Here is a 24,650-nt window from a genome sequence, read left to right as displayed (position 1 = left end):
TCAACAGGCCGGATACATATGAGCGACTTCCGAGAACATGCTAGAAATCATTTGCGGACAGCAGCCGGTACATACATTGGGCCGGTCCCGGCGCTACATCACGCTCTGCGGCACTGATTTTGCAAAGGGCGCTTTCTGCGCATCGCTCACTAATCAGCTCAGCCCACAACCCAAATCCCCGCGCCACCCCGCCCGAATAGCACCGAAGGTGCCGGGCGAGCGTCGGCCCGTCCCGGCGGGCTGGCGCTTTGTCATCCTTGCGTGGGGGATTGAGGTCGTCCGGGCGTGGCGGAGATAAAAGGCAGACCTCGGGCGGTGTTGCGCCATCCCACGGGCCGACGCTCGCCCTGCTCGTCAGTCAGGACAAAAAAACACCGGCCAACTCCCGCTGGCCGGTGCTCCAAATCCCTAAGCCGAACCGCCCTCAGTAGCGGTAATGTTCCGGCTTGAACGGGCCGTCCTGCGCCACGCCGATATAGTCGGCCTGGTCCTTGGCGAGCGTCGTCAGCTTGGCGCCGATCTTGGCCAGGTGCAGGCGGGCGACCTTTTCGTCCAGCACTTTGGGCAGCACGTAGACCTTGTTCTCGTACTGGTCGCCTTTGGTCCAGAGCTCGATCTGGGCCAGCGTCTGGTTGGTGAAGGACGCGGACATCACGAAGGAGGGGTGGCCGGTGGCGTTGCCGAGGTTCAGCAGGCGGCCTTCCGACAGCAGGATCAGGCGGCTGCCCGAGGGCATTTCGATCATGTCCACCTGGTCCTTGATGTTGGTCCATTTGTGGTTCTTGAGCGCCGCGACCTGAATTTCATTGTCGAAATGGCCGATATTGCCGACGATGGCCATGTCCTTCATCTCGCGCATATGCTCGATGCGGATCACGTCCTTGTTGCCGGTGGTGGTGATGAAGATGTCTGCGCTGGCGACCTCGTCTTCCAGCGTAGTCACTTCGAACCCGTCCATCGCGGCTTGCAGCGCGCAGATCGGGTCCACTTCCGTCACTTTCACGCGGGCGCCGGCGCCGCGGAGGCTGGCGGCCGATCCCTTGCCAACGTCGCCATAACCGCAGACCACGGCGACCTTGCCGGCCATCATGGTGTCGGTGGCACGGCGGATGCCGTCGACCAGCGATTCCTTGCAGCCGTACTTGTTGTCGAATTTCGACTTAGTGACGGAGTCGTTCACGTTGATGGCGGGGAAGGGCAGGTGGCCTTTCTCCATCATCTGGTAGAGGCGGTGAACGCCGGTGGTGGTTTCCTCGGTCACGCCCTGGATCATGTGGCGCTGTTTCACAAACCAGCCGGGGGATTGCGCCAGGCGCTTCTTGATCTGGGCGAAGAGGGCAACCTCTTCCTCAGAGGTGGGCATCTCGATCAGGTCGGTTTCGCCTTCCTCAACCCGTGCGCCGAGCAAGATATAAAGCGTTGCGTCGCCGCCATCGTCGAGGATCATGTTGCAGCCGCCCTCTTCGAACATGAAGATGCGGTCGGCGTAGTCCCAGTATTCCTCCAGCGTTTCGCCTTTGATGGCGAAGACGGGGATGCCCGCGGCGGCGATGGCTGCGGCAGCGTGATCCTGGGTAGAGAAGATATTGCAGGATGCCCACCGGACCTCTGCCCCCAGATGCACAAGGGTTTCGATCAGCACGGCGGTCTGGATTGTCATGTGTAGCGAGCCGGCGATACGTGCGCCTTTCAGCGGTTTGCTGTCGCCATATTCTTCGCGGAGGGCCATCAGGCCGGGCATCTCGGTTTCAGCAATGTCGAGTTCTTTGCGGCCAAAATCGGCCAGCGCGATATCCTTGACGATGTAATCGGTCATTCCTGCCTCCTGACGGGCACCATTTGCGTTTGGCGCGACATAGCAGGACCGGCATTCAGGGACAATGGCTGGGCGCGCAACAAAAACGGGGCCGCACCACAGTGCAGCCCCGAGCTATTCGTACTGAAACGCCAGCGTTTACTTGCTGCCGCCCTTTGGCGCCACGCCGCTCTGAGACGAGCCAGACGCGCTACCGCCCTTGTCGGACATGCTGCCTTGCTGGGCTGCGGGTCCTTTGGCGCTCTGGTCCTTGCGGGCGGGGGCGTTCTCGGGGGTGTCTTCTTTGCTCATAATGGGCTCCTCCAAATGGGTTAACGGACCCAGCCTATGCGCCGGATGGGTCAATCACCAAGAGAATTCTGAATTCAGCCGGATCTCAGCGGGAAATGTCGGGTTTCGTGTTGGAGAGACGTTGAAATTAGGCCCGTGCCTTGGTTTCTATGGGGTCTGCACCAAATTCGGCGCGCAATGGCAGGGCAACATGGCTAAATCGACTGCAAGAGCATGGCAGAGGATGCTGTCGGGGCGCAGGCTGGATCTGTTGGATCCGACTCCGGTGGATATCGAGATCGAGGACATCGCCCATGGGCTGGCCTTCGTGGCGCGCTGGAACGGGCAGACGCGCGGGGATTTTGCCTATTCGGTGGCCGAACATTCGCTGTTGGTGGAACAGATATTCGCCCGGATAGACCCCAAGGCCCCGGTGAAATGGCGGCTGGCGGCGCTGCTGCATGATGCGCCTGAATATGTGATTGGAGATATGATCAGCCCCGTGAAAGCGGCGGTTGGGCCGGGCTATGGTGCGCTGGACGACCGGCTGGCGGCGGCGATCCATCTGCGGTTCGGGCTGCCTGCGGCGATCCCCAAGACGGTGAAGGCGCGGATCAAGCGGGCCGACAAGGTCTCGGCCTGGTTGGAGGCGACGCAGCTGGCCGGGTTCTCAGAGGCCGAGGCGGACCGGTTCTTTGGCCGCCCAACCTCGACGCTGACTGAGGGGCTGCATCTGCATTTGCGCCCCCCCGCTGAGGTGCGGGCGGACTTCACTGCCCGGCATAATGCATTGTTAGAGAAGCTATGAAAGTCAGGCAGGCCACCCCGCAGGACGCACAAGGCATCATATCGCTGTTGCAGGCCATCGTGGACAAGGGCGGCACGACCGCCTTTCAGGGCAAGGTTCCGGCGGATTTCCTGGCCCCGGTGCTTGCCGGAACCGTGCCGCGCGGCATTTGCCATATTGCGGAACATGACGGCGAGCTTCTGGGGTTCCAGTATATCTTTCCGCTGGAAGGCGGGCCGGAGGACCGTGCCACGATTGCGACCTTTGCCAGGCTGGGCAGCACGCAGCGGGGCATTGGTGGGGCCCTGTTCGGGGCGACGAAAGCGGCGGCGATCGGCTTTGGCTATCGCGAAATCGACGCGAGGATCCGGGCAGATAACAGTGGCGGGTTGCGCTATTATGGTCGGATGGGGTTCGTCGATCATCATGTGACGCCGGGCGTTCCGCTAAGCGATGGGACGCCGGTGGATCGGGTGACGAAGCTGTTGGATCTGCGCAGCGATGCCTGACCCGGACGCCCTATGGCAGGCGTCCAGGCAGAGTTGAGTTCATTGTAACCCTGACTTACGTCAAGCCGGTGTCTTTCACATCGCGACGCATCCGCGCGCGATCGGCATCCGCGCGCTGTCGGCGGGTGCGATAATCTTCATGCTGGGCACGCCAATGGTCAGGCGCATCCCATGTATCAAAGCGTGTAGCGGTTTTCATGGCTCGGGAGAGGAGAGAGATCATCGGGAAAGCTCCTGTTTTGTGATGTCTCAGACATAGCGGTCTTGCCTTGCGATCTCGAATCAGCAATATCTTCCATATGTAAGTTGAGCTTACAGATATGGATTGGCGCAACATCCCCTCGCTGGCGGCATTGAAGGCGTTTGAAGCTGCCGCCCGTTTGAAAAACTTCTCAGCCGCCGCGCGGGAACTGAACGTGACCCATGCCGCGATTGCGCAGCATGTGCGGGCGTTGGAGGATCATTTCGGACAGCCTCTGATGGAACGCTCGGGTCGGAGCATGGCGGTGACGGCGGCGGGGGGGCGGTTGGCGCAGGATCTGGGCGAGGGGTTCGGGGTGATTGCCGCTGGTGTCAGAGCACTGTCGCAAGCGCGGGCGGATCGGCCCATTGCACTCTCGACAACGCAAAACTTTGCGGAAAATTGGCTGGTTCCCCGTCTAGCCGGGTTTTGGAAGGCGCATCCCGACTTGCCGGTGACGATCGCGCCTGACAACGCTGTGGTCGATCTGCGTCGGGACGGGTTCGATCTGGCAATCCGTTTCGGGCAAGGCAAATGGCCGGGGCTGGAAGCGCGGCTGCTGACTCGGGCGCACCGAGTCGTGGTGGCGCATCCGGACGTGGCAGCGCGCCTGCCGGTGGAATATTCAGCGACATCCCCCAACGCGATTCACGCGCTGACCGGCTTTGCTTGGCTTCCTGAACCCACGGATATGGAAATGTTCACCTGGCTTCGGGCGCTGGGGGCCGACCCTGACAAGATGCAGGTGACAAGGATGCAGACCAATGGGCTGGCGCTTGCCGCGGTGCGGTCGGGTGCGGGGATCACCCGCCAGCCCTTGGCGGTGGTGCAGCGTGATCTGGATGACGGGCGGTTGGTGGCGCTGCTGGAAGAGCCGGAGTCGGATCTGGGCTACTACACCGTCCACAACCCGGAAACGATCAGTCCGCAGGCGCGGGTGTTCCTGAAATGGTTGCACAGCGCGACCTAGCGGAAGAAACAGCTGATCCCGGACCAGAGAACCGTGATGTCGGTGCTGTCTTCCCCGATCAGTGCCCAAATGCCGTTTGACTCGAACTCTTGCCCCAGGGTGGTTTCGGTCATCTGCACCGGTGGAGGTGACATGCCAACCGACAACCCGCCCGCGACGGGCAGGCCGGGTTCTGTTACGGTCCAGCCTACGAAATCTCCGTCAAGGAAGTTCGTGGTCAGCCCGTTCCGCCAATAGGCTGCTGTGACTGGCCCCGCCCCGCATTCCTCGATCAACGTCACGTCAGCGGGTTGCGATCCAACAAGGCGGGACACAGTTTCGATCACGCCTGCCTCGGCGCGGCCAAAATCAATGCGCAAATCGGTCCCGCCCGGTTGCAGGCCGGAGGCATCGGGGGTGACGCCGCTGCCGCCCGGGGCAGAGGTCGGCAGAGGCAGCGGGGTGCAGGCCGAAAGGGCGGCCACCAGCAACAGGGCGTGACGCATGGCCTTAGCGCGGGCTGCGCTTGGCGAGGATGCGTTGCAGCGTGCGGCGGTGCATGTTCAGCCGCCGGGCGGTTTCGCTGACGTTTCGGTCGCAGAGTTCATAGACGCGCTGGATATGTTCCCACCGAACGCGATCGGCGCTCATCGGGTTTTCCGGCGGCGGCGGCATGTCGTCCTCTTCCGCCAGCAGGGCAGCGGTGATGTCATTGGCATCAGCTGGTTTCGACAGATAATCGGTGGCGCCGATCTTGACGGCGGCGACGGCTGTCGCAATCGCGCCATAGCCGGTCAGCACCACGATACGGGCATCGGGGCGTTTTTCGCGCAGGAGTTCCACAACATCTAGCCCGTTGCCATCCTCCAGCCGCAGATCGACCACGGCATAAGCGGGCGGGCGCGCGGTGGCGATGGCCTTGCCGCCGGCGACGGAATCGGCGGCCTCCACCTCGAACCCGCGTTTTTCCATGGCCCGTTGCAGGCGCCGCAGGAACGGTTCGTCGTCATCGACGAGCAGCAGGGATTTATCCGGTCCGATATCGCGCAACGTGCGTTCCGTGGCCATGCAAGCAATCCTCTTCGCAATTTTCTTTCATATATGGGCAAAGTCGCGCAATGGTCAAACAGATCGGGTCAGGATGCCGCGTCCATGAAGCAGGAGACGCGGGTGGCCATTTCCTCGGGGGTGTCATCACGCCGGAAGAATTCCACGAAGCCATGTTCGGGGAAGACCAAATAGGTGAAGGTCGAATGATCGACGAGGTAGTAGCCGTCCTCGCCCGGTTCCTGGTGGTTGAAATAGGTTCGATACGCCTCGGACGCGGCGGTGGTCTGGGCCAGAGAGCCGGTCAGCCCGATCATGCGCGGGTGCATATTGTCGGTGAAATCGGCCAGAACCTCGGGCGTATCGCGTTCCGGGTCGATCGAGATGAAGACCGGCGTCACCATGCGGCCTTCTTCTTCCAGGATCTCAACGGCGATGGCATTTCTCGCATTGTCCAGCGGACAGACATCGGGACAGAAGGTATAGCCGAAATAGATCAGTGTCGGGCCAGTGATGACATCTGTCTCGCTCACGGTCGCGCCGGTTTCGGACACAAGTTCGAACGGCCCGCCAATGTCGCCGGGACCACCAGCCACCCGCGTGGCACGGCACTGGGCGAAGATATCTTCGTCCTGATTGGCGCGACCCAAAAGGATTGACAGGCCGATCCCGCCAATCAAAGCGGCGGTCAGGGCAAGGGCGCTGGCGGCATAGATGCGGTTCATGGCAAGGTCCTCGAAAGCGATGCAGCGTTGATCGTTGAAAATGACCTGTCTATCAATTCACGTCTGCGCAACTGTGACAGAACGCCCCCGCCGGACGAGGATGCCCCGCATGCCCCAGACCACCGACCCGAGCAGAAACCTGCTGACCCGCGACCTGCGCAGCGATTGGGTGCGGCTGCGGACCCTGCTGGTGCTGCGCTGGCTGGCGATCCTTGGCCAGACCACGGCTGTGGTGGTGGCAAGCCTGTTTCTGGGGCTGCGGGTAGAACTGGGCCTGTGCTTTCTGGCGATTGGCACCTCGGTCCTGTCCAACATGATCGCGATGACGGTCTTCCCGCCGAACCAGCGGTTGGCGGACTGGGACGCGATGCTGACTTTGCTGTTTGACCTGACGCAGCTGTCATTCCTGCTGTTCCTGACTGGTGGGCTGAGCAACCCTTTCGCGCTGCTTATTCTGGCACCGGTGACAATTTCGGCCACTGCACTGACCATGCGATCTACGGTGATCCTCGGCCTTGCGGCGATCTTGCTGATCACCCTGCTGGCATTTTTCAACATTCCCCTTCAGCTGGCCGATGGCACCACGATAGAGCTACCGACCTTGTTCGTGGTCGGGTTTTGGGCGGCTATCGTCATCGGGATTGTATTCCTGTCTGGCTATGCCCGGCGCGTGACGTTGGAGATTCACACGATGAGCCAGGCGCTATTGGCCACACAAGAGGCTTTGGCGCGCGAACAGAAGCTGACCGACCTGGGTGGCGTGGTGGCCGCCGCCGCGCATGAACTGGGCACGCCGCTGGCGACGATCAAGCTGGTGTCGACGGAACTTGCGGAGGAGTTGGAGGATACCCCCGAACTGGCCGAGGATGCCCGGCTGATCCGCCAGCAAGCCGATCGCTGCCGCGATATCCTGCGCGATATGGGGCGGGCCGGGAAGGATGACCTGCATATGCATTCCGCTCCGTTTGGCGCGGTGGTGCGTGAAGCGGCAGAGCCGCATGTAGACCGGGGCGTGCGGGTGCATTTCGACTTTGCCCCAATGCCCGGCTTTGCCGGCAATCAGCCGGTGATCTACCGTCGCCCTGAAATCATCCACGGGATCCGCAATCTTGTTCAAAACGCGGTGGATTTTGCCGTTGCGGATGTGTGGGTTGATGGACAGTGGGACGGCCAGAATATCTATTTGCGGCTGACCGATGACGGGGCGGGCTTTCCGCCGGACCTGATCGGTCGTTTGGGCGACCCGTTTCTGCGGCGGCGCAAATCAGCGCGAGAGGCTGAGAAACGGCCAGGGTATGAAGGCATGGGGCTGGGGCTGTTCATTGCCAAGACCCTGTTGGAGCGGTCAGGCGCCACGGTTGGTTTCCGCAATGCGACCGACCCGTTCCTGTTGGCCGAGGAAAGCGGTGAGCGGCGCGGGGCCATGGTTGAAGTGACCTGGCCGTCAGCAGCCATCAAGCTGGCCGAGGGCGAGGAGAACGCGCCACTGGGGCAGAATCGACAGATCCGAGCTTAACCTCGTCTTAACCATTCATCTGTTGTTATCCACAGGCCATTCGGTGCTGGGGACGACATGACACTGACCGATCCAACTATCATTCTGTTTCTCGTCGGCATCAGCCTTGCCGCAGGCGGATTTTCCGCCGTTCTGGGCATGTCACTGTCCCGCGGAAGCGGTGGGTTTCGCCATGTGATGCTGCGTGGGCTGGATCTGCCGCGCAGCTATGTGTTCCGTGACGGCTATCTGCTGTCCGACTTTGATGGCACCGACGCGATGCTGACTGATCCGGCTGACCGGGTTGGCGCCTGGACGGAGTTGAGCGAAAGCCTGTCGGCGCTGAACCCCGATGTCGCCAAAAAGATGGAGGCCCTGCGCGATCGTGGGGATGGCTTCGTGCTGATTGGTCGGATCGGCGGGGATGAACTGTCGATCAGCGGTCGCCGGTCCGAGGGCCGCTGCCTGATCACCGTCGCCTCGCTTGATCCGGGGCGCGACCGCAAAATGATCGACCAGGCCGGGCTGAATGCGCTGGAGGCAGAGCTTGACTTGCTGCGCCATGGGCTTGATGCGAGCGATACCCTGCTATGGCAGGAGGATTCCGAAGGCCAGATCATCTGGGCCAACCGCGCCTATTTCGACATCTTGCAGGATCGCGAGGATGCTGCCGGGGCGCTGGTCTGGCCCATCCAGAAACTGTTTTCGCCGGACGAGCCTTTGACCGAAGGGCAGGGACGGCGGATGCCGTTGGAGGGCAGGATCACCCTGTGGTTCGACGTAACGGCCCGCACCTACCGGTCAGGCACGCTATATGCCGCGCAACCGATCAACCGGGTGGTTGCCGCCGAAACGTCGTTGCGCGATTTCGTGCAAACCCTGTCGCGGACTTTTGCCCATCTGCCGATCGGGCTGGCCATCTTTGACAAGAACCGCCAACTGGTCCTTTTCAACCCCGCGCTCATGTCCCTGTCGACCTTGTCTGCCGAGTGGCTCTCGGCGCGGCCCGATCTTTTTGCCTTCCTCGACAAGCTGCGGGAAAAACAGCGGATGCCGGAACCCAAGGATTACCAGGCCTGGCGCGCCGGGCTGGGTGAGTTGGAGCAGGCCGCCCGTGACGGCACCTATCAGGAGATGTGGAACCTGCCCAATGGCCAGACGTTCCGCGTGATTGGCAGGCCCCATGCGGATGGGGCGGTGGCGTTTCTCTTCGAAGATATCAGCCAGGAAGTGACCCTGACCCGCAAGTTCCGGGGTGATCTGGACCTGTACCAATCGGTGCTAGACGACAATGCCGAGGCGCTGGCGGTGTTTTCCCGCGATGGCCGTTTTGTCATGGGCAACCGCGCCTATGCGGAACTATGGCCTGACCCGGTGGCCACGGTGTCAGAGGCCACAGGCCACTGGCAATCGGCCTGTGCGCCAACCCCACTGTGGGGCGAGATCCGGGATTTCGTCGGCGGCTATGCGGATCGAACCGCCTGGACTGACAGAGTTGCGCTGCCGGAAGGCGGTTATCTCATCTGCCGCATTGCGCCACTGAAAGGCGGGGCAAGCCTTGTGGGCTTTGTGCGGGAAACGGCCTCGGGTACCCTGCCGGTGCCTGTTGCCGATATGGAAGAGGCAGAAGAACCGCAGGCGGCGCTGATTTCCTCGTCCTGAATGTTCGGGCGTGGTTGCGGCTTGGTGGGGCCTTGGTAAACTCGCGCACATGCCGAACACCGCCAGACCCATCCTGTCCAAGATTACGCTGCCCTCGCCAGAGGCCACGGCGCGATTGGCTGCCCATCTGTCGGAACAGTTGGAACCGGGCGATATCCTCTGCCTCGATGGCGATCTGGGTGCCGGGAAAACCCATTTCGCCAGGTCTTTGATCCAGCATCTGCAGGCGGCAGAGGGTCGGGTGGAGGACGTGCCCTCCCCGACATTCACCTTGGTCCAGACCTACGAGGCTGCGGGGCAGGAGATCTGGCATGCCGACCTTTATCGCCTCAGCGATCCGCAAGAGGTCGATGAACTGGGCCTGACCGACGCCTTTGACACGGCGATCTGCCTTGTGGAATGGCCCGACCGATTGGGCGATGAAATGCCCGCCCGCGCCCTGTGGCTGTCGCTGCGGATGGTGCCGGGGCAGGACGATGCGCGGTCCGTGACCTTTTCGAGCGATAGACCAGAGCTTTGGGCCGACCGGCTAAGCGCACTGGTGCCTGCATGAGCGATACAGCGCACGCGTTTCTGGAAGGGATTGGCTGGGGCATGGCGGACCGCGTGGCATTGGCTGGCGATGCCTCTGCACGGCGCTATGACCGCCTCACACTGGACGGAACCAGCGCGGTTCTGATGCTGGCCCCACCCGAGGATCGCGCGGCTTTCGACGCCTTCCTCAGCATCGCCGCCAAACTGCGTGGGCTGGGGCTCTCTGCGCCGCAGATTATCGGGTCCGACAAGGACAAGGGTTTGATACTGTTGGAGGATCTGGGCGATCGTGATTTCACTGCGCTGGGCACCGACCTGCCCGAAGCCTGCCTTGCCGCAAACGATGTTCTGATCCATCTGGCCCGCAATCGCGACGGGTGGACGTTGCCTGCCCTGACCCCGCATGTGATGGCGGAAATGACCCGCATCGCGCTGCCGGACGGCCCCAAGACCGAAGCCGCACTGACACAAATGCAGGCGCAGTTTGCCAGCGTCTTCACCGAACCGCTTGTCCCCGCCCTGCGCGATGTTCATGCGGAAAACCTGCTATGGTTGCCGGACAGGCTTGGCCTGACCCGCGTTGGTCTGCTGGATTTTCAGGACGCTGTGCTGGCCCCTCCGGGCTATGACCTCTTGTCCTTCATCAAGGATGCCCGCCGCGATGTTGCTGACGATATCGCCGCTGCGATGACTGCCCGCTATGCGCAGGCGCTGGATCTGGACAAGGCCCCGTTTGCCACCCAATGCGCATTGCTCAGCTTTCAGCGCAACCTGCGGATCATCGGCGTCTTCCGCCGTCTGGCGCGGGACCGGAACAAGCCCGCCTACCTGGCCCATCTGCCACGCGTCTACGCCCATGTGACCGAGGCGCTGGACCACCCTGCGTTGACGGATCTTGCCGCCGCAATGCGCCCGTTGCTGCCAGGTCTCGGGCCATGACCCCGACCGCCTGCATGATCCTAGCCGCCGGGTTCGGAACCCGCATGGGGGCGCTGACGCAAACCCGGCCCAAGCCGCTGATCCCGGTCGCGGGACGCGCCCTGATTGACCACGCCCTGGAACAGGCGCGGGGTGCGGGTGTGAGGCGGATCGTGGTCAACGGCCACTATCATGCGGACCAGATGCGCGCCCATCTTGCGGGAATGGCGGATGTCGCGTTTTCCGAAGAACAACCGCTGATCCTAGATAGTGCAGGCGGTATACGCCATGCGCTGCCGCTGCTTGATGCCCGGACGATCTTTACCCTCAATGCCGATGCGGTCTGGTCCGGCCCCAATGCGCTGGCAACGCTGGCCGCCGCATGGGATCCGGAACAGATGGACGTCCTGACCCTGATGGTCCCGCAATCCCGCGCCGTGGGGCGGCAAGAAGGGGGCGATTTCACCCGTGACGCGCAAGGCAGGCTAAGCTGGGACAAGACGGGAGAAGTCTATTCCGGCGCGCAGATCCTCAAAACGCATCTCTTGCAGGGCTATCCCGAGGGGCCATTTTCCCTGCATGAGGTCTGGTGCGCGGCGATGGCCAGGGGCAGGATGTTCGGCACGCCCTATCAGGGGCATTGGGCCGATGTGGGCCACCCCGAAGGGATCGGACTGGCCGAGGAAATGGTGATACATGTTTGAAGCCACCCCCACCCCCCGTGTCTTCGCCACGCCCTTGGGCGTCGATTTCACCGCCGCGCTGGTCAAAGGCGTGGCCGAGCGCCTGACGGGCCAGCCACCGCACGCGCTGGCTCGGGTGGAGATCTACGTTAACACCTCCCGCACTCAGCGTCGCCTGCGCGCGATCTACGCCGAAAAGGGTGCTGGTTTCCTGCCGCAGATCAAACTTGTGACGGACCTTGCACGCCGCCCGGATATGTCGGGGCTTCCGCCCGCGATCTCACCCCTCCGGCTGCGGCTGCAACTGTCGCAAACCGTTTCGGCGCTACTTGATCGGGAACCGGATCTCGCGCCGCGATCTTCGCTCTATGGCCTGTCTGACAGCCTCGCCGATCTGATGGGCGAAATGCAGGAAGAAGCCGTGACGCCAGAGGCCGTGGCAGGGCTTGATGTTGGCAACCATTCCGCCCATTGGCAGCGGTCGCAGAAATTCCTTGGCATCGTCGCGCCCTATTTCGCGGGCAGCGACGATCACATGTCGGTCGAGGCGCGGCAAGCCGCCGTGGTGGACCGGCTGGTGTCGCTGTGGTCCGTGGCCCCGCCCGATCATCCGATCATCGTCGCAGGTTCCACCGGGTCGCGTGGCCCCACGGCCCGTTTTATGGAGGCGGTGGCACGGCTGCCGCAAGGTGCGGTGATCCTGCCGGGCTTCGATTTCGACCAGCCCCGCGCGGTCTGGGACCGGCTGACGGACCAGATGGAGGACAGCCTGAGCGGCGGCGAGGATCACCCTCAATTCCGCTTTGCCAGCTTCGCCGCACGGGTGGGGATTCACCCCGGCGACGTGCGGGTCTGGGGCAGTGGTGCGCCCGCCAACCCCGCCCGCAACCGGCTGATTTCGCTGGCATTGCGCCCCGCCCCCGTGACGGATCAGTGGTTGGAGGAAGGCCCGAAGTTTACCCAGGTCTCGGAGGCCACCGAGGCCCTCACCCTGATCGAAGCGTCCAGCCCGCAATTGGAGGCTGCCGTCATCGCCCTACGCCTGCGCCGCGCCATCGACGAGGGCAAACGCGCTGCGCTGATCAGCCCGGATCGGGCGTTGACACGGCAGGTCACGGCGGCGCTGGACCGCTGGCGGATCGAGCCCGACGATTCCGCTGGCGAGCCGCTCTCACAGACCGCGCCAGGGCGTCTGCTCTTGCATGTGGCGGGCGGGTTGTCGGACCGGATGACCGCAGAGGATCTGCTGGTTTTGCTCAAGCACCCGCTGACCCATTCTGGAAACGAGGCGCGCGGCGACCATCTGCGCCGCACGCGTGATCTGGAACTTCAATTGCTGCGGGGCAAACTGCCCTTTCCAACCCGCGCCGATCTGGTGGACTGGGCCGCCAAGCGCGCAACCGATCCGGGCGCCATGGACTGGGCCGTTTGGGTTGCCGAGGCCGCCCTGTCCCTGCACGCGCCGGGGACGCAAGCTCTGGCCGATCACGTCACAAAGCATTTGGCCGCCACCTGTCTGCTGGCCGCCGGTCCTGGGGGCGTGGATGCAGGTATGCTGTGGCAAAAGGAGGAGGGAGAGAAAGCCTGTGCTCAGATGCAGGCGTTGGAACGAGAGGCCGACGCAGGCGGCACGATGACCGCTGCGGAATACCGCGATTTCGTGGGGGCAGTGCTGCGCGAAGAAGAGGCGCGCGATCCGCTGGCCCCGCATCCCGACATCATGATCTGGGGCACGTTGGAGGCGCGCGTCATGGGCGCCGACCTGGTTATTCTGGCGGGGTTGAACGAAGGCTCCTGGCCCTCTGCGCCGGGGGCTGACCCGTGGCTCAATCGCTGGATGCGCTCCAAGGCGGGGCTGCGCTTGCCCGATCGTGTAATTGGCCTGTCTGCACATGATTTCCAGCAATCGGTGACTGGGGCCGAGGTCTGGCTGTGCCGTGCCAAGCGTGATGCGGAAACAGAAACCGTGCCGTCGCGCTGGCTGAACCGGATCGTGAACCTGATGAAGGGCGCAAGCGAGGAAAGCGCAGCGGCGCTGGAGGCGATGGTTGCGCGGGGCCGCGACTGGCTGACCATGGCCGAGCGGCTGGATGAACCGGCAGCCCGCATTGCACCCGCCAGACGCCCCGCGCCTGCGCCGCCCGCAGATCAACGCCCCAACAGCCTGTCCGTGACGCAGGTCGAAAAGCTGATCCGCGATCCCTACTGGGTCTATGCGCGCAAGGTGCTGGACCTCAAGCCGCTCGATCCCCTGCGCCAGTCGCCCGATGCGCCGTTGCGCGGCACGATCCTGCATGACGTGCTGCGCCGATTCATCAAAGCCACATGGGATGGCCTGCCCAATCAGCCAGAGGCGCTGCTGTTGCAAATCGCTGAGGAGGTGCTGGACGGCACCGCCCCCTGGCCTGCCGCCCGCCGCCTTTGGCGTGCCCGGATCGAGAAAATCGCGCCCTGGTTCATTGCGACCGAACGGGACCGCCGCGAGCTGGGTGCCCCGTGGAAGCTGGAAGAAAAAGGCCAGGCGGAGCTGGGCGCGCCGGGCTTTACCCTGACCGGTACCGCCGACCGGATCGACAAGGCCCCGGATGGGCGTATTCTTATATATGATTACAAGACCGGAAGCGCGCCCTCCAAGGATCAGGAAAAAGCGTTCAACAAACAGCTATGGCTAGAGGCCGCAATGGCCGCGAAAGGCGCGTTCGGAGAGCCTATGGATACCGCTCTTATTGCCTATGTCGCGCTTGGGTCGGGGGGTGATGTGCGCGACCATCCCGTCAGCCCGGGCGAGCTGGCTGAGATCATCGAGGGTTTTGGCAAGCTTCTGGACCATTATGGAAACGAAAACAATGGCTTCACCTCGCGTCGCGCGATGGAAAAGGTGTTGTTCGAGGGCGACTATGATCACCTCGCCCGGTTCGGGGAATGGGATGAAACGATGGCGGCGGAAACCGAAAAGGTGGGCCGATGACCCTGAAGTTCGACGAGGCCACAACCGCCCAGATCACCGCCGCCAACCCTGCGGCCTCCACATGGCTGTCCGCCAATGCAGGCAGCGGCAAGACGCGGGTTCTAACTGATCGCGTTGCGCGGCTTCTTCTACAAGATGTTCCGCCCGAACGCATCCTTTGTTTGACCTACACAAAGGCCGCCGCATCCGAGATGCAGAACCGCCTGTTCAAGCGGCTTGGCGAATGGGCGATGAAGCCAGATGCCGACCTGCGCAGCGACCTGTTGCATTTGGGGATGGACGCGGGCGCGCTGACCTCTGCGCTTCTATCCCATGCTCGCACACTCTTCGCCCGCGCGATCGAGACGCCGGGCGGTCTGAAGATCCAGACGATTCACTCGTTCTGTTCCGCCGTCCTGCGCCGCTTTCCGTTAGAGGCGGGGGTGGCCCCGAACTTCACCGAAATGGATGAACGCGCGCAGGCGATGCTGTGCGCCGATGTGCTGGACGGGCTGGCCGATGGCGACGGGCAAGATGCGGTCGATGCGCTGGCTGCACATGTGTCGGGTGACGATCCCATGCCACTGATCCGTGCGCTACTGGGCAAACGGCTGGCCTTTGAAACCGACTGGCCGGACGCGGATATCATGGCCTGGTTCGACCTGCCGAAAGGATTGGATCAAGCAACCCTGCTGGCACAAGTATTCACCGGCGACGAGCGTGATCTGTGCCACAAGCTGATGCCTGGGCTGAATCCGAGCTACAGCCACCACAAGGCCGCGGTGTCCGCGATCCCGGATTTCCCTTGGGATGCCCCCCGTTTGTCTGATCTGGAAAAGATCGAAAAGGCGCTGCTCTCTGCTTCCGACGCCAAAAAGGACCCTGATCAGCCCCGCCCGATGTTGTTCGGCAACAAGGCCGTCATCGCTGCCATGGGCGAGGATCTGGACCAGCTTACGGAGTTCGGACACCGCCTGGCAGAGGCCCGCCCGATACGCCGCGCCCTCCTCGCGGCTGAAAAGACCCTCGCCCTCCACCGATTTGCCCGTGGCTTCCTGCCCGCCTATGACGCCGCCAAGTCCGCCCGTGGCTGGCTCGATTTCGACGACCTGATCCTCGCCACACGCCGCCTGCTTGCCAATAGCGGCGTGGCACAATGGGTGCTCTTCCGGCTCGATGGCGGCATCGACCACATTCTGGTGGACGAAGCGCAAGATACCTCGCCTGCCCAATGGGATATCGTCGCCCAACTGGCCGAGGAATTCGCCGCCGGGTCGGGCGCGCGGTCCGAGGTTGAGCGCACCATCTTCGTCGTCGGCGACAAGAAGCAGTCAATCTATTCCTTTCAGGGCGCCGACCCCGACGGGTTCGACCGGATGCGAGACCATTTCGCCGCCCGCCTGCAGAATGCAGAGGCCGCGTTTCAATCCTGTGCTCTGGCCCATTCCTTCCGGTCTGCCCCGCCGATCCTGCATCTGGTCGACAAGGTGTTCGAAGGCCCGGCCAGCGCGGGCGTGGGGCAGGACGTCACTCACATCGCCTTCAAGCAGGATCTTCCGGGGCGCGTTGATATCTGGCCGGTCGTCGAAAAGTCGGACAGCGCGGAAAAGCCTGACTGGGACGATCCCGTTGATCAACTGGCTGACGATCATCACACCGTGCGCCTGTCCCGCGCCATTGCGGCTGACATCAAGCGCATGATCAGGGATGGCACGCCGATCACCGTCGAAGGTACACGCCGCCCGGTCACGGCGGGCGATATCCTGATCCTCGTTCAGCGCCGGTCAGACCTGTTTCACGAACTGATCGCCGCAATCAAGGAACAGGGCCTGCCGATTGCCGGGGCCGACCGGATGCGGCTGGCTGCGGAACTGGCGGTCAAGGATCTGACGGCGCTTCTGTCCTTCCTTGCGACGCCCGAGGATGATCTGTCGCTCGCCGCTGTCCTGCGCTCGCCTCTTTGCGGCTGGTCCGAAAAGGCACTGCACGACCTCGCCTATGGCCGCGATCGCGGCTATCTGTGGCGCGTCCTGCAACAGCGCCGCGATATGGACGAAGCCACCGTCGCAATGCTGGAAGATCTGCGCAACCACGCCGATTTCCTGCGCCCATATGATTTGCTGGAACGCATCCTGATCCGCCATAATGGGCGCCGTAACCTGCTGGCCCGGATGGGCAACGAAGCCGAGGACGGCATCGACGCGATGTTGGCGCAGGCGCTGGCCTATGAGCGGATGGAGGTGCCCAGCCTCACCGGTTTTACCGGCTGGCTTCAGGCCGACGATGTGCAGATCAAGCGTGATCCGGGCAGCGCTGGCGATCAGATCCGCGTCATGTCCGTTCATGGAGCCAAGGGGCTTGAGGCCCCCGTCGTCATCCTGCCCGACACCGCCTATCGGCAAAGCAACCACACCGCGCCCAAACTGTTCACGACAGAGGGTGGCCCCGTCTGTTGGGCCGGTCGAAAGGATGACAGCCCTGCCGCGATGCGTGACTTGTTCGATGAAGCCGCCGCGCGCGAGGTCGAGGAACGCAACCGCCTGCTTTATGTTGCCATGACGCGCGCGGAAAGTTGGCTGATCGTGGCGGCAGCCGGTGACATTGCCAAGGGCGAGAACGAAGGGTGGTATCCCCATATCCTCGCCGCGGCCCAGGCTTGCAACGCGACGCCCCACCCGATGCCCACGGGGCAGGGCTGGCGTCTGGAAACCGGCGACTGGACGGTTATGGACCACAGTGCTCAACCCGCTCCGCAGGCCACAGCTTTGCCGGATTGGCTGCACAACCGCCCCAAAACCCGCCCGCGTGATGCAACGACGCTGTCGCCGTCAGACCTCGGCGGTGCCAAGGCGCTGCCTGGCGACGGCTCGGGCCTCGATGAAGACGCCGCCAAACTGCGTGGCCGTCGCCTGCACCTGCTGTTGGAACATCTGCCCGACCTGCCGCAATCGGGTTGGCGCGCCGCCGCTCCCGGCATCCTCGCGGTGGAAGGAGATCTCTCCGACGTCGACCTGGCAGAGCTCTTTGAGGAGGCCACTACCTGCCTCACCACCCCCGCCCTCGCTGCACTCTTTATCGATGACGCGCTGGCCGAGGTCACGCTGACCGCCCCGAGCCCAACCCTTGGCCGCACCCTTCTGGGTCAGATCGACCGGCTGATCATCGCCGCCGATCACATCCTCGCCGTGGATTTCAAATCAAACGCCACCGCGCCCGACCGGGCCGAGGACACTCCCGAAGGCATCCTCCGCCAGATGGGCGCCTATGCTGAAATGCTCGCCGCCATTTACCCCGACATACGGATCGACACCGCCATCCTCTGGACCCGCCCCGCCTGGCTGATGCCGCTGCCGGCCGAGCTCACCACCCCGGCCCTGATCCGGGCAAGGACAGAGCCGAGATGACCTGCCGTCATTCAGCCACCGGCTTTCTTCTTTGCCTGAAATACCCCCGCCGGAGGCATCCCAAACTCGCCAGCTAAGCTGCCATATGAACGGACACACAGACCCGCCCAGTCTTTCGTGGCAACGCGGCCTGACGAGGCCTCCGACGCCAGCCGGGGGTTGAGGAGGGCCGCTCTTGGATCGACGACGCAGTCGGCGAAACCGCAAAACGTCTGCACACCCGGTGTATGGGGGGGTACAGGGGGTGTATAGGTGGCCCCCCCCTGATTTTTGTCTGTGCCGCGCCGATCACATGATTGCGCTTGGGTGTTTCAGTCGCTTGACCTTGCCCATAGCCGCCCATAGGTTTCGCCCCTGACTCGTGAAAATTCTCTCCAGGAGGGCTAGATATGGCCACCACCGCCGTCACTGACGCAACATTTGACGCTGAAGTCAAACAATCCGATATCCCCGTCGTGGTGGATTTCTGGGCCGAATGGTGCGGCCCGTGCCGCCAAATCGGCCCCGCGCTGGAAGAAATCTCGGAAGAGATGGCCGGCAAGGTGAAAATCGTCAAAATCAACGTAGACGAGAATCCGAATTCCCCAATGCAGCTTGGTGTAAGAGGGATTCCCGCCCTGTTTCTCTTCAAGGGTGGTGAGGTCGTTTCGAACAAAATCGGCGCCGCCCCGAAAGCGGCCCTGCAAAGCTGGATCGAAGGCGAAATCTAATCGTTTTCTGCTTCCCTGAAGATCCCCGCCACGCCCTTGCGTGGCGGGTTTTTTTGTGGGTTGTGATCCCTTTAATAGAAAAGCGGCGCCCCGATGGGACGCCGCTTTCCGCTCAGTCTGGCTCCGGTAAAAGGGAGAGCCCGGAGCCAGATGCTTTGTGTAATCAGCCTTTGGAGAACTCCGGATAGGCTTCCATACCCAGCTCAGACATGTCGAGACCTTTGATCTCGTCTTCTTCGCTGACGCGGATGCCCATAACTGCCTTGAGGATGAACCAGACGATCAGGCTGCCGACGAAGGTGAACACGCCATAGGCGGCAATGCCCATCAGCTGCGTCGCAATGTTGGCGCCGTCATTGTAGAAGACCACGGCAATGGTGCCCCAGATACCGGCGAACAGGTGGACCGGGATAGCACCGACAACGTCGTCGATCTTGAGCTTGTCGAGGAAGGGAACCGCGAAGACCACGATCACACCGCCGACTGCACCGATCCAGAGCGCACCGAAGAGCGTCGGGGCCAGCGGTTCTGCGGTGATCGACACGAGGCCGGCCAGCGCGCCGTTCAGCACCATGGTCAGGTCGACCTTGCCGAACATAACCTGCGTCAGGATCATCGCAGCAAGAGCACCAGCTGCAGCAGCCATGTTGGTGTTGGCGAAGATACGGCTGACGTCAGACACGTCACCGACGGTGCCCATGGCCAGCTGCGAGCCGCCGTTGAAGCCGAACCAACCCAGCCACAGGATGAAGGTGCCGAGCGTTGCGAGCGCCAGGTTCGAACCCGGGATCGGGTTGACCTTGCCATCCTTGCCATACTTGCCGATACGCGGACCGAGGATCAGGGCACCGGCCAGAGCGGCCCAGCCACCCACGGAGTGCACGATGGTCGAGCCAGCGAAGTCGGAGAAGCCTGCTTCAGACAGCCAGCCGCCGCCCCACTGCCAGGAGCCGGAGATCGGGTACATGACGCCGGTCAGGACAACGACGAAGATCAGGAAGGGCCACAGCTTGATGCGCTCTGCAAGCGCACCGGACACTATGGATGCCGTTGCTGCAACGAACACGAGCTGGAAGAAGAAGTCAGACCCGACCGACGCATAGTCAAGCGCCGCATCGGCGGCGGAAACGCCAACTGGATCCAGAACGGTCTGCTGGAAGAAGCTGCCGACATAGCCGTTGAAGTCGCCCGGGTACATCAGGTTGAAGCCCATCAACCAATACATGATGGCCGCGATCGAGAAGAGCGCGATGTTCTTGGTCATCTGCATCGTGACGTTCTTGGAACGAACAAGCCCGCCTTCCAGCATGGCAAATCCGGCGGCCATAAAGAAGACCAGGAACCCTGCCATGCAGAAAAGCAGGGTGGTCATGATATAGGGGCCGATCTCGTCAAAGGTCGGTACGGCTTCGGCCTCTTGTGCGAGGCCCATGGTGGGCAGCAGTACGGCCGCTAGGGCAACTGCCGGAAGAAACTTTCTGACTTGCATGGTTTTTATCCCTGGTTCTGACAGTTGCTTAAAGGGCGTCGTCATTGGTCTCGCCGGTGCGGACACGCACAGCAGCGGAAACGTCGAGGACGAAGATTTTGCCGTCACCGATCTTGTCGGTCTTGGCAGTGGTCTGAATGGTTTCCACAACCTGGTCGGCCATGGAATCCGCGACGACGATTTCCAGCTTCACCTTGGGAACGAAGTTCACGGCATATTCTGCGCCACGGTAGATTTCGGTGTGCCCGGACTGAGAGCCGAAGCCCTTGATCTCGGTCACCATCATGCCCCGCACGCCGATAGAGGTCAGAGCTTCACGGACCTCCTCCAGCTTGAACGGCTTGATTGCTGCAATGATGAGTTTCACGGTTTTACCCTTCCGTAGTTTTGGGCTCTGCGACCCAGACGCGCTCAATGCAGGACGTGACGAGCCTAAGAGCAACGAAGGGAGGAGGAATCGGGTGGCAGTTTTGGGGCGGTTTGCAAAATTTTTGCACGAAATCGGGCAAACGACTAATTATTGGGCGAAATGGAATTTCGGCAGTGCGGCGAGAACCCTCCACAAACGACTCGGAATCCCCTATGTTGCGATCAAAAGAGAGCAGGATCAGGTATGAGTGCATCAGGTAATAGAGGTGGGCGAAGCCCCCGTTCGGGCCGCAGGCTTGTCGCGGAGCGCAGAAATGCTGCGCCTGCGAAATCGTCGCGCTCTTCCGGGTCTGGTGGCTCTGCCCGAAAATCCGGCAGATCGCGACGGCGTTCCCCGCAACGGCGGCGGGGTGACATCCGCGGGGCCATTGGAGCGTTCTTCCGAATGATCTGGCGGATCATCTTCGGCATCATCTGGCGCGCCACACTGGCCCTTGTCCTGATCCTTGCGGGCGCGACGGCCTATATCTATTCCACACTGCCCCCGATGACCGAGCTTGTGGACGGTCGCGCGCGCGGGTCGGTGACCATGCTTGACAGGGATGGCAACGTCTTTGCCTGGCGGGGCGAGCAATATGGTGGGCTGATCGACACGGAAACGGTTTCGGAACATGTGGTCAACGCGATTGTCGCCACCGAGGACCGGCGTTTTTTCCGCCATTGGGGCATTTCCCCGCGCGGCATTGCCTCGGCCATTCGTATCAACCTGCGAGAAGGGCGCGGCCCGCTAGAAGGGCATGGCGGCTCGACGATCACGCAGCAGGTGGCCAAGCTCTTGTGTCTTGGCGTGGCCTTTGATCCTGAGGAATGGGAAAGCGAGGCCGATTATGAGGCCGATTGCCGCCGTGGCAGCCTGTGGCGCAAGATCCAGGAACTGCCGTTTTCTGTGGCAATGGAGCTGCGCTACACCAAGCAGGAGATCCTGACGATCTATCTCAACCGCGCCTATATGGGGGCCGGGGCCTATGGGGTCGAAGCGGCGTCGCAGCGCTATTTCGGTCATTCCGCCGCCGAGATCACCCCGCAGGAGGGCGCAATGCTGGCCGGGCTTCTGACTGCTCCGTCGCGTTTCGCGCCGACTTCGAACTTGCAGCGATCTCAGGATCGAGCGGCCGTTGTATTGGGGCTGATGGAGGAGCAGGGCTATCTGACCGCTGCTGAAGCTGCCGAAGCCCGCGCCAACCCAGCCATTTTGTCTGAAGCTGCCGAGGCCCGCGCGGGTGGCTATTTCGCAGACTGGGTGATGACGCAAGGCCCCGACTTCCTGCTGCGGGAGACCACCGAGGACGTCATAATCCGCACCACTTTCGATCCGCGTATGCAGGAGGCCGCAGAGGCCGCTTTGGTGGACGTGTTCGAGAATCAGGTGCGTGAAGGATCAGAGGCTGAAGCCGCGATTATCGTGATGTCGGCAGACGGCGCGGTGCGCGCTATGGTGGGCGGCAGGCAGGAAGGCACCGGGCTGTTCAACCGCGCGACGATGGCGATGCGGCAGACCGGATCGGCGTTCAAGCCGTTCGTTTATGCCACGGCGCTCGATCTTGGATGGCGCTTTGACGACACGGTCGAGGATGCGCCGCTAACGATCAATGTGCCGGGGTCTGGCCCCTACAGCCCGCGAAACTACACCGGCGAATTCTATGGCACAGTGACACTGACAGAAGCGCTGAGGGCCTCGTTGAATACGCCCGCAGTGCGTTTGTCAGAGGAAGTGGGTCGTGACCTGGTGCGCACAGTGGCGTCAGAATTCGGCATCGAGAGTGACCTCGCGCTTGGCCCGGCGCTGGCGCTCGGCGCGTCTGAAAGCACCTTGATCGAGATGACGGGCGCATATGCGGGCATCCTGAACGGCGGCTCTGCAGTGACGCCCTATGGGTTGATCGACCTGCGGCTTGTGGGGGACACGGAGCCGATGATGGGCCAGGGCGGCGGTATACGCGAACGGGTGATCTCGGAATTCGCAGCGCGGCAGCTGACCTATATGATGGCCCAGGTCGTGGCCAATGGCACGGGTCAGCGGGCGCAGCTGCCTGACCGGCCCGTGGCAGGTAAAACCGGTACCACAACATCGGCCCGCGATGCGTGGTTCATCGGCTTCACAGCGGATTATGTGGCCGGGGTGTGGATGGGCTATGACGACAACTCGCCGATGTCCGGCGTCACCGGTGGCGGCCTGCCAGCCGAGATTTGGCGCCAGACGATGGAGACGATCCACGACGGCCTGCCGCCGCGTCCCTTGCCGATGATCGACCCGGCCGAAGAAGCGCGCCCCGAACCGATCGAGGACACGCCGGGCCGCAGGCCGGATATTGCGGAACAGATCCTGATGGAGGTGCTTGGGCTGCTCGGGGCGAACCGGAACTGATCAGGGGCACCGGGGCAGCGACTTGTGCCCCGATGCCTTTTATTAGCTTGCGTTGCGCAGATCGGCGATCATCGCGTCAAGGTCGCCGCGGTTGCGGTCCAGTATCGCGCCGACCTCTTCCGCTTCGGTTGTCCGCAGGTTGATGCCTTCAATGATCAGGTTGAAGACTCGCGCCTGTCCAGAACCGTCCGACACCAGCCAGATCACATCAAACGGCGCCTCGCCGCGAAGCTGTGCAACTGATGTTACTTCGAAGAAATTGCGGATCGCACGGGCGCCGGTCACTTCGATCTGGCCGCCGATCAGTTCACGGAAGCGGCTGCCGTATTTTCGTGAAATGTACCCGCTGAACGCATCGACGAAGGCACTGCGCTGTGCCGAAGACGCCCGCCGCCAGTCCACACCAAGCACCGACTGCGCGATGATCGGCATATCGGCATAGCGGTCCAGCAGGTTGCCGAACTCTGAATACATCCGGGTTTCGGAGTGGCCCGAGTTGATAAGGTCATAGAGATCCGCCACCAGCCCCTGTACCAATGATTGTGCCGCGCCAACGGTCAGCGCCCAAAGGCGGTGTGGCACGGAAAGAGCGGCGAGACTTGCGCTGCTAATTCCGAGAAAGGCCCGCCGGGAAAGGCTGAACTTACTGGGCATAGGGATCCTCATAAGGGTCAAGGTAGGAATCGGCATAGGGGTCGGAATACGGGTCTGCATAGGGATCAGCGTAATCCGTCGGCTGGTCGCCGCGCAGCTCATACCGGCGGTTTTGCAGATAGATCAAACGCGCCTGTGCGTAGCCATCGGCGCTTTCGAAGTAGAGCCGGTCAATCTCATCCCGCAGTTCATACCGGGTGTTCAGCGTGTTGGCCGCATTGGCCCCGGAGATATAGTCGCTTTCAGGCGCAGCAAAGGCCAGCCGGGTGGGGTTCATGACCGTATCGACAATGAACCCGGCCGTATCGCGGCTGGTCGAGGGGCCAAGCAGTGGCAGCACCACATAAGCCCCTTCGGACGCGCCCCAGATATGCAGGGTTTCACCGAAATCTGTTTCCTCAGCATAAAGCCCCGCCTCTGCCGCCGGGTCCAGCAGGCCGCCAAGGCCGAAGGTGCTGTTCATCAGGAAGCGGAAGGTGTTGCGAAGGGCATCGTCCAGCCGCAGTTGCAGGATGTTGTTCACCACATAAAGCGGCTGATTCAGGTTGGACGAGGCGTTGCTGATCCCGTCACGCACGGGTTCCGGCACGACGGTGCCGTAGCCAATTGCCACGGGCCGCACGAGCGCACGGTCAACCGCAACGTTCAGACCAAACATCGCACGGTTGGAATCCTCGGTCGGGTCATTGATCTCGGATGCCCCGGGCAGCACGGCGGGGCCGCAAGCCATCAGGGCAAGCAGCGGTAGCGCAGACAGGGCAACGCGAAAACGGGATTTGGCAGCGGCAGCAGTCAATTGGATTCTCGTCAAGGCTTTCGTAGTCTATATTCGATAATAGGGTCTCTGACCTCAATTCAAAGGTGTACGCCATAGGGCAATGGCAGATTTCCCGCTTTTGATGGATAATGTGGCAGGGCAGTCAACAATATGTGAAACCGAACACACGGATTCACCAGCAAGGCGAATTTTGAGATCAGCAGACAGGCACATTCCAGCCGAAACGCGCCGGCAGATG

At 62.4% G+C, this 24,650-nt stretch carries 22 protein-coding genes; 12 read left to right on the top strand and 10 right to left on the bottom strand.

The annotated features are described in order from the left end of the window. Positions 1-424: 424 nt before the first annotated feature. Together ahcY and ACROHD_RS02870 are read right to left on the bottom strand one after the other, a co-directional pair. On the bottom strand, positions 425-1,816 hold the full coding sequence (gene ahcY / locus ACROHD_RS02875) for an adenosylhomocysteinase (RefSeq protein WP_432675815.1): 1,392 nt from the start codon (positions 1,814-1,816) through the stop codon (positions 425-427). Positions 1,817-1,954: 138 nt separating this feature from the next. Then, positions 1,955-2,107, bottom strand: coding sequence for a hypothetical protein (locus ACROHD_RS02870; protein WP_306044686.1), 153 nt, complete (start codon positions 2,105-2,107; stop codon positions 1,955-1,957). Positions 2,108-2,297: 190 nt separating this feature from the next. On the opposite strand from ACROHD_RS02870, the gene ACROHD_RS02865 reads away from it, so the two are divergent. Next, entirely contained in the window at positions 2,298-2,894 is a 597-nt protein-coding gene (locus ACROHD_RS02865; protein ID WP_432675814.1) for an HD domain-containing protein, read from the top strand. Continuing rightward, the gene (locus tag ACROHD_RS02860) at positions 2,891-3,382 is read left to right on the top strand and encodes a GNAT family N-acetyltransferase (protein WP_432675813.1); all 492 of its coding nucleotides are present in this window, start codon (positions 2,891-2,893) and stop codon (positions 3,380-3,382) included. The genes ACROHD_RS02865 and ACROHD_RS02860 overlap by 4 nt, the downstream gene beginning before the upstream one ends. 55 nt (positions 3,383-3,437) lie before the next feature. On the opposite strand, the gene ACROHD_RS02855 is transcribed toward ACROHD_RS02860, so the two are convergent. Continuing rightward, positions 3,438-3,581: a hypothetical protein gene (locus ACROHD_RS02855; protein ID WP_432675812.1), complete on the bottom strand. Its 144-nt coding sequence runs from the start codon at positions 3,579-3,581 to the stop codon at positions 3,438-3,440. A gap of 121 nt (positions 3,582-3,702) precedes the next feature. Between ACROHD_RS02855 and ACROHD_RS02850 the strand changes: the two genes are divergently transcribed. After that, a complete protein-coding gene (locus ACROHD_RS02850) occupies positions 3,703-4,593 on the top strand; it encodes a LysR family transcriptional regulator (protein ID WP_432675811.1) in 891 nt (296 codons plus the stop codon). Here the strand turns inward: ACROHD_RS02850 and ACROHD_RS02845 are convergent. The 3 genes from ACROHD_RS02845 to ACROHD_RS02835 form a co-directional block, all read right to left on the bottom strand. Beyond that, positions 4,590-5,078, bottom strand: a complete 489-nt coding sequence (locus ACROHD_RS02845) for a hypothetical protein (RefSeq protein WP_432675810.1) — start codon at positions 5,076-5,078, stop codon at positions 4,590-4,592. The two genes, ACROHD_RS02850 and ACROHD_RS02845, sit on opposite strands and share 4 nt — an antisense overlap. Positions 5,079-5,082: 4 nt before the next feature. Further along, the gene (locus ACROHD_RS02840) at positions 5,083-5,640 is read right to left on the bottom strand and encodes an ActR/PrrA/RegA family redox response regulator transcription factor (protein ID WP_432675809.1); all 558 of its coding nucleotides are present in this window, start codon (positions 5,638-5,640) and stop codon (positions 5,083-5,085) included. Positions 5,641-5,708: 68 nt separating this feature from the next. After that, a complete protein-coding gene (locus ACROHD_RS02835) occupies positions 5,709-6,344 on the bottom strand; it encodes an SCO family protein (protein ID WP_432675808.1) in 636 nt (211 codons plus the stop codon). 100 nt (positions 6,345-6,444) lie between these two features. Between ACROHD_RS02835 and regB the strand changes: the two genes are divergently transcribed. The 8 genes from regB (at position 6,445) to trxA (ending at position 18,697) form a co-directional block, all read left to right on the top strand. Next, entirely contained in the window at positions 6,445-7,860 is a 1,416-nt protein-coding gene (gene regB / locus ACROHD_RS02830; protein ID WP_432675807.1) for a sensor histidine kinase RegB, read from the top strand. A 57-nt stretch (positions 7,861-7,917) separates the two neighbouring features. Further along, positions 7,918-9,501, top strand: a complete 1,584-nt coding sequence (locus ACROHD_RS02825; RefSeq protein WP_432675806.1) for a PAS-domain containing protein — start codon at positions 7,918-7,920, stop codon at positions 9,499-9,501. Between the two features lie 49 nt (positions 9,502-9,550). Continuing rightward, positions 9,551-10,054 (top strand): tRNA (adenosine(37)-N6)-threonylcarbamoyltransferase complex ATPase subunit type 1 TsaE, encoded by a 504-nt coding sequence (gene tsaE / locus ACROHD_RS02820; RefSeq protein ID WP_432675805.1) that lies wholly within the window; start codon positions 9,551-9,553, stop codon positions 10,052-10,054. Continuing rightward, a complete protein-coding gene (locus tag ACROHD_RS02815; protein WP_432675804.1) occupies positions 10,051-10,974 on the top strand; it encodes an aminoglycoside phosphotransferase family protein in 924 nt (307 codons plus the stop codon). Before tsaE ends, ACROHD_RS02815 begins: the two co-directional genes overlap by 4 nt. Continuing rightward, positions 10,971-11,657 (top strand): nucleotidyltransferase family protein, encoded by a 687-nt coding sequence (locus ACROHD_RS02810; protein ID WP_432675803.1) that lies wholly within the window; start codon positions 10,971-10,973, stop codon positions 11,655-11,657. The genes ACROHD_RS02815 and ACROHD_RS02810 overlap by 4 nt, the downstream gene beginning before the upstream one ends. Next, positions 11,650-14,604 (top strand): double-strand break repair protein AddB, encoded by a 2,955-nt coding sequence (gene addB, locus ACROHD_RS02805; RefSeq protein WP_432675802.1) that lies wholly within the window; start codon positions 11,650-11,652, stop codon positions 14,602-14,604. The genes ACROHD_RS02810 and addB overlap by 8 nt, the downstream gene beginning before the upstream one ends. Further along, positions 14,601-17,987 carry a double-strand break repair helicase AddA gene (addA, locus tag ACROHD_RS02800; RefSeq protein ID WP_432675801.1) on the top strand — a complete coding sequence of 1,129 codons (3,387 nt, stop codon included), beginning with the start codon at positions 14,601-14,603 and terminating at the stop codon, positions 17,985-17,987. Before addB ends, addA begins: the two co-directional genes overlap by 4 nt. A 389-nt stretch (positions 17,988-18,376) precedes the next feature. Further along, on the top strand, positions 18,377-18,697 hold the full coding sequence (gene trxA, locus ACROHD_RS02795; RefSeq protein ID WP_071689443.1) for a thioredoxin: 321 nt from the start codon (positions 18,377-18,379) through the stop codon (positions 18,695-18,697). A 163-nt stretch (positions 18,698-18,860) separates the two neighbouring features. On the opposite strand, the gene ACROHD_RS02790 is transcribed toward trxA, so the two are convergent. Further along, positions 18,861-20,186 carry an ammonium transporter gene (locus ACROHD_RS02790; protein ID WP_432675800.1) on the bottom strand — a complete coding sequence of 442 codons (1,326 nt, stop codon included), beginning with the start codon at positions 20,184-20,186 and terminating at the stop codon, positions 18,861-18,863. A 28-nt stretch (positions 20,187-20,214) separates the two neighbouring features. Next, entirely contained in the window at positions 20,215-20,553 is a 339-nt protein-coding gene (locus ACROHD_RS02785; RefSeq protein WP_432675799.1) for a P-II family nitrogen regulator, read from the bottom strand. Between the two features lie 246 nt (positions 20,554-20,799). Between ACROHD_RS02785 and ACROHD_RS02780 the strand changes: the two genes are divergently transcribed. Continuing rightward, positions 20,800-22,980, top strand: a complete 2,181-nt coding sequence (locus ACROHD_RS02780; protein ID WP_432675798.1) for a transglycosylase domain-containing protein — start codon at positions 20,800-20,802, stop codon at positions 22,978-22,980. 42 nt (positions 22,981-23,022) lie between these two features. On the opposite strand, the gene ACROHD_RS02775 is transcribed toward ACROHD_RS02780, so the two are convergent. Together ACROHD_RS02775 and ACROHD_RS02770 are read right to left on the bottom strand one after the other, a co-directional pair. After that, positions 23,023-23,562, bottom strand: a complete 540-nt coding sequence (locus tag ACROHD_RS02775; RefSeq protein ID WP_432675796.1) for an MlaC/ttg2D family ABC transporter substrate-binding protein — start codon at positions 23,560-23,562, stop codon at positions 23,023-23,025. 61 nt (positions 23,563-23,623) lie between these two features. Continuing rightward, positions 23,624-24,364: an MlaA family lipoprotein gene (locus ACROHD_RS02770; protein ID WP_432675795.1), complete on the bottom strand. Its 741-nt coding sequence runs from the start codon at positions 24,362-24,364 to the stop codon at positions 23,624-23,626. Positions 24,365-24,650 lie beyond the last annotated feature (286 nt).

The sequence above is a fragment of the Nioella aestuarii genome (genome assembly GCF_050896395.1).
In the GTDB taxonomy this organism is placed as follows: Bacteria; Pseudomonadota; Alphaproteobacteria; order Rhodobacterales; family Rhodobacteraceae; genus Nioella; species Nioella aestuarii.
Note: the sequence above shows the minus strand (reverse complement) of the source record. Positions and strands in the feature narration are given on the sequence as shown.